Genomic DNA, 13,662 nt, shown 5'->3' with positions numbered 1-13,662 from the left:
GCGTTGCGCATTATGCAATGTAAATCCGATATGACCGCCCGGCTGGGTGACCTCCGTGGCGATCGACGGAAAGGGAAGCTGTGACGATCGACAACGCCGTCGTGGACGCGCTCGCCGACGAGGTGCTCGGGCCGCAGGACAAGAGCGTGCCGCCCGCGGCGTGGGGGCACGCCGTGCGCGACTACCTCGCGACCGCGCCGGAACTCGCCCCCTGGCAGACGCCGCTGCTCACCCTCGATCGCGGCTTGCTCGATGCCAATCTCGCGCTGATGGCGGGGTGGACCGCCGCGGCGGGCGTCGCGCTGGCTCCGCACGGCAAGACAACGATGGCGCCGCAACTGTGGCGCGAACAGCTCGCGGCAGGCTCGTGGGCGATCACGCTGGCCACCGGCTGGCAGGCCCAGATCGCCCGGTCGTTCGGCGTCGGCCGGATCGTGCTCGCCAACGCGCTCGTCGATCCGGCCGGATTGGCCTGGGTCGCAGCGGAATCGGCGCGCGACGGCGCCTTCGAGTTCTACTGCTGGGCCGACAGCGTCGCCACCGTCGAGCTGATGGACAAGATCCTGCGCGACACCCCGCCCGGCCCGCCGGTGCGGGTGCTGGTCGAACTGGGTGGCCCGCACGGTCGCACCGGGGCGCGCACCCGCACCGAAGCGCGGGCAGTCGCGGCAGCCATCCGGGACAGTGACCGGCTGGCCTTGGCGGGTGTCGCCGGCTACGAAGGCGCGCTGGCCCACGATCGCAGCACCGCGGGTCTCGCGGCCGTGCGCGGCTACCTCGGCGAACTCGCCGCCCTGCACACCGAACTCGCCGCGTCCGGGGCCTACCCGGGCCGGGCGATCGTCACCGCGGGCGGCAGCGCCTACCCCGAACTCGTCGTCGACGAGCTGGCGCGCCTGGCCGACGACACCACCACGGTCGTGCTGCGCAGCGGCGCCTACCTGGTCCACGACGACGGCTTCTACGCCGGCATCTCCCCACTGACCGCACCCACCCTCGAGCCCGGCCTGCGCGCCGCGATGCACGGCTGGGCCAGGGTGGTCTCCCGGCCGGAACCGGAACTGGCGCTGCTCGACGGCGGCAAGCGCGACTTCCCCTTCGACGAGGGCCTGCCGGTGCCGCAGCTGGTGGTCGGCGGTGGCGCGCTGCCCGCCGGCGCGCAGGTGACCGCGCTCAACGATCAGCACACCTTCCTGCGCTTGCCCGGAGCCGCTGCCACCGATCTCCCGGTCGGCAGTGTCGTGCGGCTCGGGTTGTCGCATCCGTGCACGGCATTCGACAAGTGGCGGCGCATTCCGGTGATCGACAGCGCCGCGGCGGACCGGCCGCGCGTGGTCGACCTGATCCGCACCTACTTCTGACGGATGACCATGACGGACTTGCTGTTTCGTGACATCGATATCGTCGACGGCACCGGTACCCCACGCCGTCGCGGCGACGTACTGATCCGCGCCGGGCGCATCGCCGAGACGGGTCCGGCGGGATCGATCACCGCTGGCGCGAGAGTGGTTCCAGCCCAGCCGGGTTCGGTACTGACACCCGGATTCATCGACATGCACGCGCATTCGGACCTGTCCCTGCTCACCCACCCCGGGCACTTCCCGAAGATCACCCAGGGCGTCACCACCGAGGTGATCGGCCAGGACGGTCTGTCCTACGCGCCGATCGACGACGCCGCGCTCGCGGTGGTGCGCAAACAGATCGCGGGCTGGAACGGCAACCCCGCCGATTTCGACTTCGCCTGGCGCACGGTCGCGCAGTACCTGGACCGGCTCGACGAGGGCATCACGCCCAACGCCGCCTATCTGGTCCCGCAGGGCACACTGCGGTTGCTCGTCGTCGGCACCGAACAGCGACCGGCCACCACCGCCGAGATCGACCGGATGTGCGCGCTGCTGGCCCAGGGTCTCGACGAGGGCGCGGTCGGCATGTCGAGCGGGCTCACCTACACGCCCGGAATGTATGCCGACACCGGTGAATTGGCCGCACTGTGCTCGGTCGTCGCCTCCTACGGCGGCTTCTACGCGCCGCACACCCGCTCCTACGGCGCGGGCGCGCTCGAGGCCTACGCGGAGATGATGGGCCTGGCCAAGGCGACCGGCTGCGCGCTGCACCTCACCCACGCCACCATGAACTTCGGCGTGAACCGCGGCCGCGCACCGGAATTCCTGGCGATGCTCGCGCTGGCCCGCGCCGACGGCTGCGACATCACCCTCGACACCTACCCGTATCTGCCCGGCTCGACCACGCTGTCGGCGCTGCTGCCCAGCTGGGCGATGTCGGGGGGACCCGATGCCGCGCTGGGCAGGCTCGACGATCCCGCCGATCGCGCGCGGATCACCGCGGATGTGAACGTCAACGGGTCCGACGGCTGCCACGGCGTCACCGTCGAGTGGGAGACCATCCAGATCAGCGGCGTCGGCGACGATGCGCTGTCCGCCTATGTCGGACGGACCGTCGCCGAGATCGCGGCCGGGGAGGGCAGGGCGCCGGTCGAGGTGTTCTTCGACCTGCTGCGCCGCGACCAGCTGGCGACCACCATCCTCCAGCACGTCGGCCACGAGGAGAACGTGCGCGCGATCATGGTCGACCCCGGCCACATGGGCGGCAGCGACGGCCTGCTCGTCGGCGCGCGACCGCATCCACGCGCCTGGGGCACCTTCCCCCGCTACCTGTCGCGCTACGTCCGCGAACTCGGCGTGCTCGGGCTGGAGGAGTGCGTGCACCACCTCACCGGCCGCCCGGCCGCCCGGCTGCGGCTGGCCGAGCGCGGACTCGTCCGCACCGGCTACGCCGCCGACCTCGTCGTGTTCGATCCGGCGACGATCCACGACACGGCGACATTCGATCATCCACAACAACAGGCGCGTGGCATCCAGCACGTGCTGGTCAACGGCGAATTCGCGCTGGAGAACGGCACCGCGACCGGTGTGCGCGCCGGACGCGCCCTGCGCATGGACGCCACGCGAGAGGAGACCCGATGAACCCGCTGCTCAGCTCGTCGTCCGAGGCCATGGAGGTGATCCGCGCCGACCGCGCGCTCACCGTGGTCCGCGCGCCTGCCATCCCCGACCCGGTCGCGCTCGCCGAAGCCCTGGCCGGGTCCGGCATTCGCGCCGTCGAGCTCACCTTCACCACCCTCGGCGTGCTCGACGCGATCGGCAAGGCCTCGGCGGTGAGCGCCGCCGTCATCGGCGTCGGCACCGTGACCACCCGCGACCAGGCCGAAGCGGCGATCGCGGTGGGCGCCAAGTTCCTGGTGACGCCCGCGTTGCGTCCCGAGGTCGCCGAAGTGGCCGTCGCCCACCAGATCCCGGTCATCATGGGCGCGTTCACCCCCTCGGAGGTGCTGGCCGCGGTCGAGATGGGCGCGGCGGCGGTGAAGATCTTCCCGGCCCGCACGCTCGGGCCTGCCCATCTGAAGGATCTGCTCGGTCCGTTCCCGCACGTTTTCCTCATCCCCTCCGGCGGCGTCAACGCCCACAACGCCCGCGAATTCCTGCAGGCGGGTGCCATCGCCGTCACCGCGGGGACCGAGGTGGTCGCCCCACTGGACGTAGCGAGTTCGCGCTGGTCCCACATCGGCGCCAAAGCCGCACGCTTCGTCCATTCGCTTGATTGAGAGGTATCCCATGGGCGCCACTGTCGACTGGTTGCGTACCACCACCCCCGGGTTGCTGGTTCTGTGCGGTCTCGCGATCGCCGTGCTGCTCATCGCCATCATCAAGGTCAAACTGGAGCCGTTCGTCGCGCTGCTGCTGACCGGTCTGTTGCTGGCACTCGCCGCGGGGCTACCGGTCGCCGAGATCGTCGGCACACCGCTGAAAGCCGGTGAGTCGCTGCTGGAAACAGGCTTCGGCGGCATCCTCGGGCACATCGCGGTGATCATCGGTCTCGGCACCGTGCTCGGCGCGATCCTCGAACGATCCGGCGGCGCCGACGTTCTCACCGACAAACTCCTGAAGATGTTCGGCGAGAAGGGCGCTCCCGTCGCGATGGGCCTGCTCGGCCTCATCTTCGGTATCCCCGTCTTCTTCGACATCGGTATCTTCGTGCTCGCGCCGCTGGTCTATGTCGCGGCCAAGCGCGGCGGACGCTCGCTGGTGCTCTACGCCATGCCGATGCTGGCCGGCCTGTCGATGACGCACGCGTTCCTGCCACCACACCCCGGTCCCGTCGCGCTCGGCGGCCTGCTCGGGGTGAGCCTCGGGTGGCTGATCCTCATGGGATTCGTCTGCGGTATCCCGGGTTTCCTCGCCGCGGGCATCGCCTGGGGTACCTGGATCGGCAAGCGCGTGCAGGTCGAGGTGCCTGCCGAGTTCGTGCCGCTCGAGCCCAACGGCAACGGCGCGGACAAGACCGGCGACAACGGTGCGACCGAGGGAACCGGCGGAACCGCCGTGTTGACGAAATCTCCGCCGTCGGTGGCACTGATCGGGGCGATCATCGCGATTCCGCTGGTGCTGATCCTCGGCGCGACCTTCGGCTATCAACTGCTGGACAAGGATTCGGCCCTGCTGCAGGTGCTCACCTTCTTCGGCACGCCCGCGGTCGCGCTGCTCATCACGGTGCTGGTGGCGTTCTACCTGCTCGGCATCCGGCGCGGCTCGACGGTGCAGGAACTGAGCACCATCACCGCCGAGTCGCTCAAGCCGGTCGGCATGGTGCTGCTGGTGGTCGGCGCCGGCGCCTTCTTCGGCAAGGTCATCTCCGCCACCGGCATCGGCACCGCGCTGGCCGACACCATGTCCGCGGCCGGTCTGCCGGTGATCGTGCTGTCCTACCTGATCAGCTGTGGTCTGCGGATCGCGCAGGGCTCGGCGACCGTCGCGATCGTCACCACCGGTGGCATCGTCGCGCCGCTGGTGGCCGATCAGGGATACTCGCAGATGTCGATCGCGCTGATCGCCATGGCGATCGCGGCGGGGTCGATCATCGCCAGCCACGTCAACGACGGCGGCTTCTGGATCATCGCGAAGTATTTCAACATGACGGTGAAGCAGACGCTGCAGACGTGGACGGTGCTCGAAACCATCTTGTCGGTGGTGAGTTTCGCGGTGGCCGCGGTGTTGTTCGCCGTCGTCGGCTGAGGTCGGCGGTCAGCGCGCCGGCCAGCCGTCCGAGTGCGGCGCGTGGATCCGTGCCAGGGTGGGCCGGTACCTGCAACGAGGGGAGAGCGCGATGTCCACAGCAATCGTCGTCGGCGGCGGAATCGGGGGATTGGCTACCGCGCTGGCGTTGACGCGGCGTGGTTGGCCGGTCCAGGTGCTCGAGCGTGCACCCGAAATCGCCGAGGTCGGCTCGGGAATCTCGTTGTGGGCCAACGCGGTGCGGGCGCTCGATGCGCTCGGTGTCGGTGCCGCCGTGCGCGAGCAGGGGATCGAGGATGTCGCGGCCGGGATTCGGACCGCGCGTGGCCGGTGGCTCTCACGCACCGATGTGGCGACGATGCGTGCGCGATTCGGTGCTCCCGTGGTGATCCACCGTGCGGCCTTGCTCGACATCCTGCGTGCCGCGATCCCCGATGGTGTTGTGCGAACCGGGATCTCGGTGTCGAGGGCGGGAACCGACGGTTCGGTGGTCCATACCGGCGGTGTGTCGACCGCGGATCTGGTCGTCGGCGCGGACGGCATCCGCAGTGTCGTCCGCCGGGCGGTCTGCGGCGATGTGCCCGCGCGCTACGCCGGGTACACCGCCTGGCGTGCGGTGGTCGCTGTCGACGAACCGCTGACCGAGTTCGGTGAGACATGGGGTCGTGGAGCACGTTTCGGGATGGCCCCGCTCGCCGACGGGCGTATCTACTGTTTCGCCGTGTACAACGCCCCCGAGAACGCTCCGGGCTCGTTCGCCGAGGTCCGTGCTCGCTTCGCCGGCTGGCATCATCCGATCCCCGCCCTGCTGGCCGCCGCGGACGAGAACACGGTGCTGCACAACGACATCTACGAGCTCGTACCGCTGCCGACCTTCTCGGCCGGTCGCATCGCCCTGGTCGGCGACGCCGCCCACGCCATGACACCGAACCTCGGGCAGGGTGGATGCCAGGCGCTCGAGGACGCCGTGGTGCTGGCTCGGCTGGCAGGCGAACCCAACGGGCCGGCGCAGTATGACCGGGAACGTCGTCCGCGGACGCAGATGATCGCCGCTCGATCGGCCCGCATCGGCACGATCGGTCAGCTGTCCGCCGCACCGCTGGTTGCCTTGCGCGACACGGCATTGCGGATCACCCCAGCGTCCGTTTCCTTCCGTGCGATGGACGAGATTCTCGACTGGACATGTTGATCGTCGCAGGGGGCCGGATCGTCGTGGGGCGTCCGCGATCTGGCAGTGCGAAAGCTGATACGCGGACCATGCCGGTCAGGCCGACGGGTGGTAGCGCGCGTACATCGCGGCCGCCGTACCCGCCATCGCGGTGCGTAGTTCGGGCGGATCGAGGACTTCGATGTATTCGCCGATGGGCAGCAGTGCGTGGGCGAGGATCTCGTAGGACTCACCGGGAACGGTGATGTCCACCCAGCCGTCGGCATCCGGTGCGCCGATGGACGTGAGCGCCTGGCGCACCGCGGCAGGGTCGTTCATCAACCGGAGCAAGTTCAGGTGGTCGGCCGAGATCCGGCACTGCGCGCTGACGCGCAGGATGGACCGGGCGAACTCGTCGGCCGACTCCTGCCAGTGCGCGGCGAGGTCGAAATCGGCAGGGCGGGTGAAGGATTCGCCGGTCGGCACGGCGGTGGCGATCCGGCTCACCCGGTAGGAGCGGATATCGGACCGGTCGCGCGCGATCAGATACCAGGTGCCCGCCTTCATGACCAGGCCGAGCGGGTCGAGGGTGCGCTCGACGGTCTTGTCGTGCCTGCGGTAGCCGATCGCCAGTCGGCGGTCGTGCCAGAGCGCATCGGCGACCGTGGCCAGCGTCGGCGTTTCGTCCGGGCGGTGGAACCATCCCGGCATGTCGATGTGGACGCGTTCGGCGATGCGCGTCGCTCGCCCGCGCAACTCGGGTGGAAGCGCGGCGAGCATCTTGAGCTGGGCGGTGGCGAGCACGGTGCCGAGTCCGAGGTCGGCGGCGGCGCCGGGCAGCCCGGCCAGCAGGACGGCGTCGGCCTCGTCGGAGGTGAGGCCGGTGAGCCGGGTCCGGTAGCCGTCGATCAGCCGGACGCCACCACCGCGCCCCGGCTCGCTGTACACCGGAACGCCCGCCGACGACAGTGCCTCGACGTCGCGGTACACCGTGCGCACCGACACCTCCAGCTCCCGTGCCAGCTCGGCCGCGGTTGCCCCGCCGTTGGCCTGCAACAGGAGCAGCAGCTGCACCAGCCTGCTCGCTCGCATGTTCTCGAGACTAGCCGCAGAACATGACACAGGATGTCAGCATTTGGTCGTACCGTTCGAACCATGACCACTTGGAGCCAGTTCACCGAGGAAGCGCCGAGTATCTCCGCCCTGTTCCTGCGCAGGCACCAGGCGACCGGCAATCTGTGCATGCTCGGCACCCTCCGCGCCGACGGATCACCGCGGATCAGCCCGATCGAGCCGACGGTCTTCGAGGACATGCTCGTCCTGGCGGGCATGCCGAACACCCGCAAGTTCGACGACCTCGCCCGCGACCCTCGCTTCTGCCTGCACACCGCCACCGTCGACACCAAGGTCGCCGACGGCGACGCCAAACTGTTCGGCACCGTCACCGACCTCCCGGACGAAGCCGTCCACGCCCGCTTCGCCCAGAAACTGTTCGACGACAACGGTTTCGATATCCGCGGCATGAAGTTCGATCACTTCTACGTCGCCGATCTCACCGGCGCGTCGACGGTCGAAGTCGAGGACGATCACCTCAACATCACCGTGTGGAAGCCGGGCGCGGGCGAACGGGTCGTCCGCAAAGACTGAGCACGGGTCAGGCTGGTCCGACCGGGACTACCAGCGGCGTTCCGGTGACCGGGTCCTCGATCACCTTCGACCGTAGACCGAATACCTCCGCCACCAGTTCTTCGGTGAGGACCTCGGCGGGCGTTCCCGCCGCGACCACCCGGCCTGCCCGCATCGCGACCAGCCGATGCGCGTATCGCGCGGCGAGATTCAGGTCGTGCAGCACCATCACCACGGTCCGGCCTGCTTCGAGGTGCAGTCGGCGGACCAGGTCGAGAACCTCGATCTGGTGGGCGAGATCGAGGAAGGTGGTTGGTTCGTCGAGCAGGAGCAGGTCGGTGTTCTGGGCCAGCGCCATCGAGATCCAGGCGCGCTGGCGTTGCCCGCCGGACAGCTCGTCGAGCGGACGGTCGGCGAACTCGGCCATGTCGGTCCAGGACAGGGCCTCGGCGATGGCGGATTCGTCGTCGGCGGACCACTGGCGGTACCAGCGCTGGTGCGGGTGCCGACCGCGGGCAACCAGGTCGGCGACGGTGAGTCCTTCAGGGGCCTGCGGTGATTGGGGCAGGATGCCGAGGACGCGGGCCACCTCCTTGGTCGACATGCGGTCGATGCGGTGGCCGTCCAGGTGCACGGAACCACCGCTGGGGCGCAGCAGCCGGGCCATCGCGCGCAGCAGCGTGGATTTGCCGCAACCGTTGGGCCCGATCACCGCGGTGACGGTGCCGCTGATGATGTCCAGGCTCAGGCCGTCGACGACGGTCAGCGGTCCGTAGCCGAGGGTCAGGTCGCTGGCCTGCAGCCGCACGGTCATCACACGCCCACTTTCCCGGCACGATTGCGCCGCATCAACAGATAGATCAGATAGGGTGCGCCGAGCACGGCGGTGATCACACCGACAGGGAGTTCCCCGGCGGGCAGCAGGGTGCGGGCGACGAGATCGGCGGCGACGGTGAAGGCCGCGCCGAGCACTGCCGAGGTCAGCAGGGGCGGTTGTGCTGAGCCGGTGAGCCGCAGTGCCACCTGGGGCACGGCGAGGGCGACGAAGATGATGGCGCCCGCGGACGCGGTGGCGACCCCGGCCAGCAGCACGGCGAGGACCAGCAGCGTCAGGCGGGCGGCGTTGAGCCGCACACCGAGCGAGCGGGCAGTGTCGTCGCCGAAGTGCAGTGCGCCGAGCAGGTGGGTGCCCGCCAGCACCACCGGCACCAGGATCGCCAGGGCGAGCGCCACCGGTGTCACCTGGATCCAGCCACTGCCGTTGAGGCTGCCGGTCAGCCAGGTCACCGCCCGCGCCGCGACGTCGACTTCGCCGACGCTGAGCATCCAGAAGGTGGCGCTGGACAACACCGAACCGGCGCCGAGGCCGACGAGCACGAGCCGATATCCTTCGATGCCGCGACGCCACGCCAACGCGAAAACGGCCAGCGCGGCGATCAATCCGCCGATCATGGCGGCGGCGGGCACCCCGATCGCGGCGGCGGCGCCGCTGATCTGACCCTGGCTCCCCGACAGGGCGATCACCGCGACCGCGGCCACGTTCGCGCCCGCGGTGACGCCGAGAATATCGGGACTGGACAACGGATTCCGGGCGATGCCCTGCGTGATCGCACCCGACAACGCCAGCGCGGCGCCGACCAGCGCGCCGGTCAGGATCCTGGGCAGGCGCAGGTCCCACACCACGTACGCGAGGCCGTCGTCGCCGCCACCGGTCAGCACCGCGAGCACATCCCACGGGGTGACCGGACCTCCGTCGGGCATCGTGTAGGTGCCCAGCGCCAGCGCGACGCAACTCGTCGCGCCCAGCACACCCAGACCTACCAGCAGCACGGTGACGGTCCGTAGCCGCAGTTGCCATGACACCGGTCCCAGCCGGACCGCGGGCACGGTACTCAAATGCTCACCAGCCTGCGGCGGCGGACCAGCACGATGAAGAACGGGGCGCCGACGAGGGCGAGCATGATGCCCGCGGGGAGTTCGCCCTTGTCCAGGATCAGCCGTCCCGCGGTGTCGGCCACCAGCACCATGACCACGCCGAGCAGTCCGGCGACGGGGACGAGCCAGCGGTAGTCGGGTCCGGTGATGCCACGCGCCAGGTGCGGGACGACGAGCCCGACGAAGCCCAGCGGCCCGGCGATCGCCACGACCGCGCCGGTCAGCAGCACGATCGAACCGATGCCGACGGTGCGAGCCAGGAAGACGCGATGGCCCAGCGCGCGGGCGGTGTCCTCACCGAGCCCGAGGGCGTTGAGCGCGGGAGTGTTGGCCAGTGCCAGGACTATCCCGACGATCACGAACGGTGCGGCTTTGCCGAGGAGGCCGAGGTTGGAGCCGACCAGGGAACCGGCCTTCCAGAAGCGGTAGATATCGGTGACATCGGTGTCGAAGAGCACCACCGCCGAGATCAGGCCCTGCAGGAGATAACTGACGGCGGCCCCGGCCAAGGCGAGGGTGACCGGGGTGGGTCCGCCACGGCCTGTCGCACCGATGACGAAAACGGTGATGGTGGCGATCAGCGCACCGGCGAACCCGAACCACACATACCCGAACAGGCTGGAGATGCCCCCGATCATCACGGCCAGGACGATGCCGAGGGCCGCGCCCTGCGTGATTCCGAGCAGTGACGGGTCGGCGAGGGGGTTCCTGGTGTGGCCCTGGATCACCGCGCCCGCGACGCCGAGCGCGAGGCCGGCGAGGATCCCCAGCAGGGTGCGCGGCATGCGCAGGCCGTTGACGATGGCGCCGGTCTCGGTGTCGGTGGTGCCGCCGAGCGCGTGCAGAACATCCAGGGGCGGAATGAATTTGGTGCCTACGGCCAGGCTGAGCAGGATGGCCGCGAACACCGCGGCCAGCAGTCCGGCAACGAGCAGCAACCTGCGAGACCGCGTGCGGGTGAGCACGATTCCGGGCGATGCGGTCACTGCCCCCCTTCCGGTTAGGTTATTAGGTAAGCCTTCGCTACGTTAGCGAAGCCTAGCCATCGTAACCCACCCTGGAGGACGTCAATGTACACCCCAACGAGCCGCCGGCTCGCCGCTGCCGCTGTGGTCGCCGCAGCCGTCTTGAGCCTGTCCGCGTGTGGCCAGGGCCAGACCACCACCGGTGCCACCGGAAGCGGTTGCGATACCGCGGGCAACCTCGACGGCGGCGCCTACCCGCGCACCATCGAGAAGGGCGCGGTCAGGGACAAGGCGGGCGCGAATGTCGGCACCGTCGTAGACCCGGCCACCATCACCACCCGGCCGGTGCGGATCGCCGCTCTCGATCAGACGTTCGTCGATGCCGCCCTGGTGCTCGACACCGAACTGGTCGCGTACACGACCTACCAGAGCATGGGCGAGAAGCTGCCCGCGTTCCTCGGTGCGGCCGCGCAGACCTGCGGCGGACAGGCGGTCAACATCGGCAACCTGCAGACTCCCGACATCGAGAAGCTGGCCGGCGCCCGTCCGGACCTGATCGTGTCGGCGCAGGTGCGTCACGAGAAGCAGTACGAGCAGTTCAAGGGCATCAAGCTCGGTTCGGGCACGGTGCCGGTGGTGTTCAGTCAGACGACCGGCGCCACCTGGAAGGAGAATCTGCTGCTGCTCGCCAAGGCGGTCGACAAGGAGTCGCTGGCCCAGGCCAAGCTCACGGCGTACCAGGACCGCGCCGCCAAGATCGGCGCGGCGATCAAGGCCAAGAACGGTGGCACCGCCCCGAGCGTCTCGCTGCTGCGCTTCCTGCCGAAGGAGGACCGGCTGATGCAGCGGGTCAGCTTCGTCGGCGACATCTTCGCCGACACCGGCCTGAACCAGCCTGACAAGTCCGACGATCCGAAGAACGACTTCGCGCTCGCCCTGAGTCCTGAGCGGCTGCTGGACGCCGACGCCGACTACATCTTCCTCACCAGCAACGGTGAGGACGCCGCCGCCCAGCGCAAGGCGGCCGCCGCGGCGAACCCGTTGTGGAATCAGCTGAAAGGCAAGATCACCCCGGTCGACGACCTGGTCTGGCTGACGTCGGTCGGCCTCACCGGCGCCAACGCGGTGCTGGACGACATCGCCGAGACCTTCGGGGTCGACCCGGCGAAGTAGCGAGCGATCGCCGGAAACACTGCGCTGCGTGCACCGGGCGCGCAGCGCGGTGTTCCGTCCGGTTCGCTCGGAAGCTGTTCGACGACACCGGCGTCGACATCCACGGCCGGAAGCTCGACGACTGCTACGTCGCCGATATCCCGCGATCGGTGCGGGAATTGGGCAGCGAATTCCTTCTGCCGCGCAGGTATTCGCGTTCGACCTCGTTGAAAGTGAGCGCGATCGCCGCGTCGTAGGCGGCCGCGGCTTCGGTGAGATTGCCTTCGCGGCGGAGGAGATCGGCGCGGATGGCGTGGAACAGGTGGTGGTTCGGGAGGCCGATGGTGGTGAGTTCGCGCAGGGCTGGGGTGGGGCCGTGCACTTCGGCGAGGGCGACGGTGCGGTGCAGGGCGACGATGGGGGTGGGCGTGAGGATGTGGAGATGGTTGTAGAGGGTGAGGATCTGGGGCCAGTCGGTGGCGGCAGCGGTGGGGGCGTCGGCGTGGACGGCGTTGATGGCGGCTTGGAGTTGGTAGGGGCCGGGGGTGTTGCGGCGCAGGCATTCCCGGAGCAGGGACTGGCCTTCGGTGATCAGGTCACGGTCCCAGCGGGTGCGGTCCTGGTCGGCCAGAAGCACGAGGTGGTCGCCGTCGGTGCGGGCGGTGCGGCGGGATTCGGTGAGCAGCATGAGGGCGAGTAGCCCCAGGACCTCCGGTTCGCCGGGCATGAGCTCGGTGAGCAGGCGACCGAGCCGGATCGCTTCCGCGCACAGGTCGGCGCGGGCGAGTTGCGGGCCCGCGGTGGCCGAATAGCCTTCGGTGAAAACGAGATGCACGACCGCCAGGACGGCGGGCAGTCGCGCGGGGAGTTCGGCGTCGGCGGGCACCCGGTAGGGGATTGCCGCTGCGCGGATCTTGCCCTTGGCGCGGACGAGCCGTTGCGCCATAGTCGATTCCGAGACCAGGAACGCACGTGCTATCTCGGCGGTGGTCAGACCGCCCAGCAGTCGCAGCGTCAACGCCACCCGCGTGGCCGGGGCCAGTGCCGGATGGCAGCAGGTGAAGATCAGGCGCAGCCGGTCGTCGGGGAAGCTGTCGGTGGGCTGGTCGGGATCCGGGTGCAGGAGAGCGGCTTCGGCGTGTCTGTCGGCGCGGGTGGCCTCGCGGCGCAGCCGATCGATCGCGCGATTGCGCGCGGTGGTGATGATCCACCCCGCCGGGCTCGGCGGGACGCCGTCGCCGGGCCAGCGCACGACCGCGGCCGCGAATGCCTCCTGCACCGCGTCCTCGGCGAGTCCGATGTCACCGAAGACGCGGATCAGGGACGCGACCGCACGGCCGTAGTGCTCGGCGAACACGGCCTCGATCACCGCGGTGTCCATCTAGCTGTGCGCCACCGGTCGCACCTCGATCGGCAAGGCGAGCACCGCGGCCAGCCTGCCCGCCCACTCCAGTGCCTCGTCCAGATCGGAGGCCTGGATGAGGGTGAAGCCGCCGATGTGCTCGGTGCCCTCGGCGTACGGCCCGTCGGTGAGCAGCACGTCACCCTCCTTCGCCCGCACGACGGTCGCGGTGCTCGGCTCGTGCAGTCCGACCGCGAACACCCACGCCCCGGCGGCGCGCATGTCGTCGTTCAGGGCCGCGAGATCGTCCATGATCGCGTCGATGTCGTCCGGCGCGGGTCCGTCGGGCTGATAGATGGACAGCAGGTACCGCTTCATGATCGTCCTTTCGTCGATGGTTCCGGT

The 13,662-nt window shown here is 69.6% G+C and carries 13 protein-coding genes; 7 read left to right on the top strand and 6 right to left on the bottom strand.

What is annotated here, in order from left to right; genetic code table 11:
- Positions 1–80 precede the first annotated feature (80 nt).
- The 5 genes from ACFWF2_RS11255 (at position 81) to ACFWF2_RS11235 (ending at position 6,279) form a co-directional block, all read left to right on the top strand.
- Positions 81–1,361 (top strand): amino acid deaminase, encoded by a 1,281-nt coding sequence (locus ACFWF2_RS11255; RefSeq protein WP_379306957.1) that lies wholly within the window; start codon positions 81–83, stop codon positions 1,359–1,361.
- A gap of 9 nt (positions 1,362–1,370) precedes the next feature.
- Positions 1,371–2,984 carry an amidohydrolase family protein gene (locus ACFWF2_RS11250; protein ID WP_379306955.1) on the top strand — a complete coding sequence of 538 codons (1,614 nt, stop codon included), beginning with the start codon at positions 1,371–1,373 and terminating at the stop codon, positions 2,982–2,984.
- Positions 2,981–3,622 carry a bifunctional 4-hydroxy-2-oxoglutarate aldolase/2-dehydro-3-deoxy-phosphogluconate aldolase gene (locus tag ACFWF2_RS11245; protein ID WP_379306953.1) on the top strand — a complete coding sequence of 214 codons (642 nt, stop codon included), beginning with the start codon at positions 2,981–2,983 and terminating at the stop codon, positions 3,620–3,622. Before ACFWF2_RS11250 ends, ACFWF2_RS11245 begins: the two co-directional genes overlap by 4 nt.
- A 10-nt stretch (positions 3,623–3,632) precedes the next feature.
- Positions 3,633–5,090, top strand: a complete 1,458-nt coding sequence (locus ACFWF2_RS11240; RefSeq protein ID WP_379306951.1) for a GntP family permease — start codon at positions 3,633–3,635, stop codon at positions 5,088–5,090.
- A 91-nt stretch (positions 5,091–5,181) separates the two neighbouring features.
- A complete protein-coding gene (locus ACFWF2_RS11235; protein WP_379306949.1) occupies positions 5,182–6,279 on the top strand; it encodes an FAD-dependent oxidoreductase in 1,098 nt (365 codons plus the stop codon).
- A 75-nt stretch (positions 6,280–6,354) separates the two neighbouring features.
- Here the strand turns inward: ACFWF2_RS11235 and ACFWF2_RS11230 are convergent, their stop codons facing one another.
- Complete coding sequence (locus tag ACFWF2_RS11230; RefSeq protein ID WP_379306947.1) at positions 6,355–7,329, bottom strand: helix-turn-helix transcriptional regulator; 975 nt, start codon at positions 7,327–7,329, stop codon at positions 6,355–6,357.
- A gap of 63 nt (positions 7,330–7,392) precedes the next feature.
- Here ACFWF2_RS11230 and ACFWF2_RS11225 point away from each other — a divergent pair, with 63 nt between their 5' ends.
- On the top strand, positions 7,393–7,884 hold the full coding sequence (locus tag ACFWF2_RS11225) for a pyridoxamine 5'-phosphate oxidase family protein (protein WP_379306945.1): 492 nt from the start codon (positions 7,393–7,395) through the stop codon (positions 7,882–7,884).
- 7 nt (positions 7,885–7,891) lie between these two features.
- Here ACFWF2_RS11225 and ACFWF2_RS11220 read toward each other — a convergent pair whose 3' ends face one another.
- From ACFWF2_RS11220 to ACFWF2_RS11210, 3 genes are read right to left on the bottom strand one after another with little or no spacing between them, the layout of a single operon-like run.
- On the bottom strand, positions 7,892–8,677 hold the full coding sequence (locus ACFWF2_RS11220) for an ABC transporter ATP-binding protein (protein ID WP_379306943.1): 786 nt from the start codon (positions 8,675–8,677) through the stop codon (positions 7,892–7,894).
- A complete protein-coding gene (locus ACFWF2_RS11215) occupies positions 8,677–9,750 on the bottom strand; it encodes a FecCD family ABC transporter permease (protein WP_379307003.1) in 1,074 nt (357 codons plus the stop codon). The genes ACFWF2_RS11220 and ACFWF2_RS11215 overlap by 1 nt, the downstream gene beginning before the upstream one ends.
- Before the next feature lie 5 nt (positions 9,751–9,755).
- Entirely contained in the window at positions 9,756–10,784 is a 1,029-nt protein-coding gene (locus tag ACFWF2_RS11210; protein WP_379306941.1) for a FecCD family ABC transporter permease, read from the bottom strand.
- A gap of 84 nt (positions 10,785–10,868) precedes the next feature.
- On the opposite strand from ACFWF2_RS11210, the gene ACFWF2_RS11205 reads away from it, so the two are divergent.
- Positions 10,869–11,936 carry an ABC transporter substrate-binding protein gene (locus ACFWF2_RS11205; RefSeq protein WP_379306939.1) on the top strand — a complete coding sequence of 356 codons (1,068 nt, stop codon included), beginning with the start codon at positions 10,869–10,871 and terminating at the stop codon, positions 11,934–11,936.
- 124 nt (positions 11,937–12,060) lie between these two features.
- On the opposite strand, the gene ACFWF2_RS11200 is transcribed toward ACFWF2_RS11205, so the two are convergent.
- Positions 12,061–13,296, bottom strand: coding sequence for an RNA polymerase sigma factor (locus ACFWF2_RS11200; protein ID WP_379306937.1), 1,236 nt, complete (start codon positions 13,294–13,296; stop codon positions 12,061–12,063).
- Positions 13,297–13,635: a YciI family protein gene (locus tag ACFWF2_RS11195; protein ID WP_379306935.1), complete on the bottom strand. Its 339-nt coding sequence runs from the start codon at positions 13,633–13,635 to the stop codon at positions 13,297–13,299. It lies immediately after the preceding gene.
- Positions 13,636–13,662: the final 27 nt, after the last annotated feature.

The organism is Nocardia sp. NPDC060259 (genome assembly GCF_042728775.1).
Taxonomy (GTDB): domain Bacteria; phylum Actinomycetota; class Actinomycetes; order Mycobacteriales; family Mycobacteriaceae; genus Nocardia.
This window is presented reverse-complemented; position numbering and strand designations above follow the sequence as displayed.

What these genes read in the sequence shown, in the direction of transcription:
- ACFWF2_RS11250 (WP_379306955.1), top strand. Translation starts at nt 1,371, where the DNA reads ATGACGGACTTGCTGTTTCGTGACATCGATATCGTCGACGGCACCGGT.
- ACFWF2_RS11245 (WP_379306953.1), top strand. Translation starts at nt 2,981, where the DNA reads ATGAACCCGCTGCTCAGCTCGTCGTCCGAGGCCATGGAGGTGATCCGC.
- ACFWF2_RS11240 (WP_379306951.1), top strand. Translation starts at nt 3,633, where the DNA reads ATGGGCGCCACTGTCGACTGGTTGCGTACCACCACCCCCGGGTTGCTG.
- ACFWF2_RS11235 (WP_379306949.1), top strand. Translation starts at nt 5,182, where the DNA reads ATGTCCACAGCAATCGTCGTCGGCGGCGGAATCGGGGGATTGGCTACC.
- ACFWF2_RS11230 (WP_379306947.1), bottom strand. Translation starts at nt 7,329, where the DNA reads ATGCGAGCGAGCAGGCTGGTGCAGCTGCTGCTCCTGTTGCAGGCCAAC.
- ACFWF2_RS11225 (WP_379306945.1), top strand. Translation starts at nt 7,393, where the DNA reads ATGACCACTTGGAGCCAGTTCACCGAGGAAGCGCCGAGTATCTCCGCC.
- ACFWF2_RS11220 (WP_379306943.1), bottom strand. Translation starts at nt 8,677, where the DNA reads ATGACCGTGCGGCTGCAGGCCAGCGACCTGACCCTCGGCTACGGACCG.
- ACFWF2_RS11205 (WP_379306939.1), top strand. Translation starts at nt 10,869, where the DNA reads ATGTACACCCCAACGAGCCGCCGGCTCGCCGCTGCCGCTGTGGTCGCC.
- ACFWF2_RS11200 (WP_379306937.1), bottom strand. Translation starts at nt 13,296, where the DNA reads ATGGACACCGCGGTGATCGAGGCCGTGTTCGCCGAGCACTACGGCCGT.
- ACFWF2_RS11195 (WP_379306935.1), bottom strand. Translation starts at nt 13,635, where the DNA reads ATGAAGCGGTACCTGCTGTCCATCTATCAGCCCGACGGACCCGCGCCG.